At 71.6% G+C, this 5,458-nt stretch carries 3 protein-coding genes; 1 reads left to right on the forward strand and 2 read right to left on the reverse strand.

The genetic code is table 11. The annotated features are described in order from the left end of the window. Window positions 1-3,260 (reverse strand): efflux RND transporter permease subunit (locus PROKR_RS17395; RefSeq protein WP_084800512.1); only part of this gene is annotated, 3,260 nt, incomplete at its 3' end. A 210-nt stretch (window positions 3,261-3,470) separates the two neighbouring features. After that, window positions 3,471-4,706 (reverse strand): MFS transporter, encoded by a 1,236-nt coding sequence (locus PROKR_RS17400; RefSeq protein ID WP_051433091.1) that lies wholly within the window; start codon window positions 4,704-4,706, stop codon window positions 3,471-3,473. Window positions 4,707-4,765: 59 nt separating this feature from the next. Here PROKR_RS17400 and PROKR_RS17405 point away from each other — a divergent pair, with 59 nt between their 5' ends. Next, window positions 4,766-5,257 carry a MarR family winged helix-turn-helix transcriptional regulator gene (locus tag PROKR_RS17405; RefSeq protein WP_036965080.1) on the forward strand — a complete coding sequence of 164 codons (492 nt, stop codon included), beginning with the start codon at window positions 4,766-4,768 and terminating at the stop codon, window positions 5,255-5,257. Window positions 5,258-5,458 lie beyond the last annotated feature (201 nt).

The raw sequence follows: 5,458 nt of genomic DNA on the forward strand, positions 1-5,458 counted from the left end.
ACCGCCCTCGGGCGTGCGACGGCTCGGAGGGCCCCGGTGGCCACGCTGACCAGCGCACCCGTCAGCGGCCGCCGGACGCGTCCCGCCGCTTCGTCCGCCGCGCGGCGTCGTTCCGCCCGGCGCTCGAAGAGCGTGTAGATCACGGGCACGACGTACAGGGTCAGCAGCGTGGAGGAGACGAGGCCGCCGATCACGACCAGTGCGAGCGGCTGCGAGATGAACGCGCCGCCGCCGGTCAGGCCGATGCCCATCGGGGTGAGCGCGAAGACCGTGGCCAGCGCCGTCATGACGATGGGCCGCAGCCGCTTGCGTGCGCCCTCGCGCACCGCCTCGTCGAGCGCCATACCTCGCGCGCGGTACTGGTTGATGAGGTCGATGAGCACGATCGCGTTGGACACCACGATGCCGACCAGCAACAGCGTGCCGATCAGGGCCGGCACGCCGAGCGGCGTGTCCGTCGCGACGAGCGCGACCAGCGCGCCGACCGCGGCGAACGGGACCGACACGAGCAGGATGAACGGCTGCGCCAGGCTCCGGAACGTCGCCACCATGACCACGAACACCAGGGCGATCGCCGCCACCAGCGCCATACCGAGGTCGCTGAAGGCGTCGGCCTGGTCGGCGGCCGCACCGCCCACCTCCACCGTGGCGCCGGCCGGCAGGTCGACGGCCCCGATCTCGGCGTTCACCGCCTCCGTGGCCGCGCCGAGGTCGGTGCCCGCGGGCGTCACCGAGACCGTGGCCGACCGTTCGCCGTCGATGCGGCTGATCGACGTCGGCGAACTGGCGAGCTCCACCGTCGCGACATCGATCAGCCGCACGGGCCCGGTCGCCGTCGACACGGGGATCTCGCCGATCTGGGTCATCGTCTCCGGCACAGGGCCGGCCCAGAGCGCGACGCCGACCGGCCCGTCCGCCGTCTGGAGCTCGCCCACGTCCTGCGCACCCGTCATCGCGGCCGCGGCGATCCCGGAGACCTGCGTCTCGGTGAGCCCGTACTGCGCCGCGGCCTTGCGGTCGACCGTCACCTCGACGATCTCCTGGGCGGCGGCCAGGTCGTTGGTGACCTCGGCGGACGCGGCCAGGCCGCTCATCGCCTCCTGGAGCTGGTCGGTGGCCTCGGCCAGCGTCTCGTCGTCGCGCGCGCGGACCACGAGGTCGATCGACGAGGTGCCGACCGAATCGCCGGCGGATACCGCGACCTCCGTCGCGGGCGGCTCGGTCAGGCCCGCGACGGCGTCGCGGATGTCGGCGGCCGCCTGCTCGCCGTCAGCGTCCTCGTCGAGCGTGATCGCGAACGACGCCTTGAGCCCGGCGCTCGCCCCGCCGAAGGCCGCCATCGACATGTCGCCACCGCTGCCGACCGTGGCCTGCACGCTGTCCACGGCGTCGACGTCGGCCAGTGCGGCCTCGACCTGCTGGGCCGCCTCGTCCTGGCCCTCGAGCGAGGTGCCGGGCGCGTAGTGCTGCGTCACGGTCACGGTGTCCTGGCCGCTGTCCCCGAGGAAGCTGGTCTCCATGCTCGGGACGAGCGTCGCCGTGCCGCCGAGGATCGCGACGGCCACGGCGATGGTGACGGCGGGCAGGCGCAGCGCCCCGTTCAGGGTGGGCACGTAGATGCGCTGCCAGATTCCGCGGCTCTCCTTGTGCTCGGCCGCCTCGCGATCGACCGGTCCGCCGCGGCGTCCCTTGCGCGAGGGCCGGATGAACCAGTACGCGAGCACCGGCACGATCGTCAGGGCCACGACGAGCGAGGCCAGCATGGCGATCGAGACCGTCAGGGCGAACGGCCGGAACAGCTCGCCCACCATGCCGCCCACCAGCGCGATCGGCAGGAACACCGCCACGGTGCAGATCGTCGAGGCGGCGATGGCGCCGCCCACCTCGCGGACAGCCGCGAGGATCGCCGGCGCCTTCTCCTCGCCGTAGGACATGTGGCGCTTGATGTTCTCGATCACCACGATGGCGTCGTCGACCACGCGGCCGATCGAGATGGTGAGCGCGCCCAGCGTCAGGATGTTCAGCGTGTAGCCGCCGAAGTCCATCGCGATGAACGTCACCGCGAGCGACAGCGGGATCGAGATGGCGGACACGAGCGTCGACCGCATCGACATCAGGAACACCAGGATGACGAGCACCGCGAACAGGAGCCCGAGGCCGCCCTCCGTGGCCAGCCCGTGGATGGAGTCCTCGATGAAAGGGGCCTGGTCGAAGACGACCGCCGTGGTGATCGTGCGCTCGTCCAGCATGTCCGCCACGTCCGGAGCAGCCAGCGCGCCCCCGATCGCATGGGACACCTCGACCGTGTTGGCCTCCGGCGTCTTGGTGACGGCCAGGCCGAGCGAGGGCGAACCGTCGAGCCGGGAGTACGACGTCGCCTCGACCGGCTCGAGCCGCACGGACGCGACCTGCCCCAGCAGCACCGGGCCGGCGGGCTCAGCCGGCAGCAGCTCGCCCGTCGTGGCGTCCGGCGTCGTCGCCGCACCACCCGTGGCCGCACCGCTCCCGCCGGCGCCGCCGCCCGGGAGGACAGGGAGCTGCTTGAGCTGGTCGACCATGTCGACGGGCTTGCCGAGCTGGACGGACCACGCGCGGCCACCCGCGGTGATCTCGCCGGCCGGCATGACCACGCCGTTGTCCTGCAGCACCGTGGTCAGGTCCTCGGCCGTGAGACCTGCCGCGGCGAGCTCGGCCTGGTCGGGCAGGATGCGCACCTCGGTCTCGCTCTGCCCGGTCACCGCGACGGAGCGGACGCCGTCGACCTCCTCCAGCGCCGGGACCACGACGTCCTCGACCGTGGTCGCGAGGGCATTGGGGCTCTTGTCGCCGGACACCGCCATCTGGACCACGGGCACGTCGTCGACCGAACCGGTCGTGACCTGCGGCTCGACGCCCTCCGGGAGAGCCTGCTGCGCACCCGCCACGGCGGTCTGGAGCCGCTGGGTGGCGGACTCCATGTCGGTGCCGTAGTCGAGCTCCACCGTGGTCAGCGAGATGCCGGTCGACGCCGTCGAGCGCACCGACGCGACCCCGTCGACGGAGGCGATGGCCTCCTCGATCACGTCGGTGACCTGCTCCTCCACGACGGCGGGCGACGAACCCGGGTACTGCGCGGCGACGATGCCCGTGGGGAGCTGGAGCGACGGGATGAGCTCCTGCTTCAGGGAGGTCATGCTCAGCACGCCGAACACCGCGATCGCGATGGTCACCAGTGCTACGACGGCTCGGTTCGCGAGGGACAGCCGGGCGAGACGGAACACGAGGACTCCACGGTGCGGCGGGGTTCGGGCGTACGGCGCGCGCCACCACCGTCGTCGCCAGGAGGGACCAACGGGGTGAAATCAGACCGAAGTTACAGAGTAGGGCAGCGCTCCGGACCGCCCGCAAGCCGACGGCGGCATTGACAGGCGCGCCCGGACCGTCGCACGCGACATGCCCTGGCCCGTCCGCACGCGGGCCAGGGCACGGGGTCACAGCTCGGACATGGCCTCCTCGGGCGTGCCCTCGACGGCCTTGGCGGCGCGGTTCCAGCGCTGCCAGAGCACGCGCTCCCCGATGGGTCGGGCCATGAGGTGCGCCGTCACGAGGAAGACGATGACGCCGACGAGCAGCACGCCCGACGCGACCCAGAAGGGCGATGCGGGACCGACACCCTCGGCGAGCAGGCCGGCCACCACCGGGGCGGGGGCCGCGAAGCCCCAGCGCACCAGGTTGAACGCCCCGGTCGTGACCCGGCGGTCCGGGTCGCCGAGCGCGAGCGACAGGTCGGTGAGGTTGGCGTTGGCGATACCCATGAACACACCGGCCACGATCGTCACCACGATGGACCCGGCGGTACCGACGCCGACGGCGAGCAGGGCCACGCACACCAGCACGCCCGTGACGGCGACACCCAGCGTCTGCACAAACCCGATGCGGTGCGCCAGCCGGTGGCCCACCCCGAGGATGCCGACGGCCACGCCGATGCCCCAGGCGGTGAACACCAGGCCCAGCGGAACGACGTCGAGCCCGAGGAAGACGGGCACATAGCCGAGCACCACGAAGAACACGAAGTTGTAGGCGGCCGTGACGACCGCGAGCGCCAGGAAGCCCGGCTTGCGAAACAGCCCGAAGACCTGCCCGAGCTTGAGCGGTGCGGGCTTCTCGGCCGGGTCCTTGAGCCGGGTGGCGGAGACCAGGAGGGCGACGACCATGAGCAGGCCGCACACGAAGAACGGCACCCGCCAGCTGATGTGCCCCAGCAGCCCGCCGATCAGCGGCCCGACGGCGAAGCCGAGCCCCACGCAGGTCTCGAACAGCCCGACCACCCACTCGCGGTCCTGGGCGAGCGCGACGAGCAGCACCATGGCGGTGGCGAAGAACATCGCGTTGCCCAGGCCCCAGACGCCGCGCAGCACCGCCAGCTGGACGATATTGCCGCTCAGCGCCGCCAGGACCGCCGCGATGGCGACGAGCGTGACGCCGGTCGCCAGGATCTTCTTGTACCCGAACTTCCCGGTCGCCATCACCGCGGGGATCATGCCGATGGCCATGACCGCGATGTACGCGGTGAAGAGCAGCTCGATCTCCCAGGTGGTGGCACCGATCTCGGCACCGATCACGGGAAGGATCGGGTCGACGACGGCGATGCCCGCGATCGCGAAGAACGCGGTGAGCGCCGTGGCATAAATGGCTGTCTTGTTCGGTTCGTTGCGCGCGCTGACCACGCGGCCTCCTCAGGATCATTTATCTGTACCACACAGGTATATGCCTGTAGGCTACACCTATGTCGAGGGAGACGGAAGAGAACGCCGACGGGGAGCACCCCGACGAGGCCCCGCTGTCACGCGTGGAGCTCCAGCTCGCGCTCCTGCTGCGTCGGGCGGAACGCACCGGCGCGATCCGGGCCGGCCACACCCCCGCGCTGGAACGGTCGGGCTACCTGCTGCTGCAGGTGCTCAGCACCGAGGGCCCGCTGGGTATCAACGCGCTCGCCGCACGCCAGGGCCTGGACGCCTCCACCGTGACCCGGCAGGTGGTCAGCCTGGAGAAGGCCGGGTTCGCCCGGCGCAGCCGGGACCCGCTCGACGGGCGGGCCGTCCGGGTGGAGGCGACGGAGGCCGGCGCCGCCCAGCTCGAGCGCGAACGCACGCGGCGCAGCGCGATGTACGACCAGATCCTCACCGACTGGTCGCCGTTCGAGCGGGCCCTGCTCGCCGAGCTGCTGGAACGCCTGAACCGCGACCTGGACACCTTCCGGCGCGACCCGGAGGAGTGAGCGGACTCTTCCAAAGAACTTGTTGCAAAGAAACCCTTGCAAAGGTGTGTTGGCATGCGTAGGGTTGGGCGTACCAGCCAGCCCGACCCGAGCCAGGAGATGCACCGATGAGCGCCTTCGCACCCACCGCCCTTCCCCAGGTCCACAGCTTCCTCGCGCCGCGCACCGTCGCGACCGCCGCCGGCCGGCAGCCGGTGGCGC

This window comes from Promicromonospora kroppenstedtii DSM 19349 (genome assembly GCF_000515355.1).
GTDB classification, from domain to species: domain Bacteria; phylum Actinomycetota; class Actinomycetes; order Actinomycetales; family Cellulomonadaceae; genus Promicromonospora; species Promicromonospora kroppenstedtii.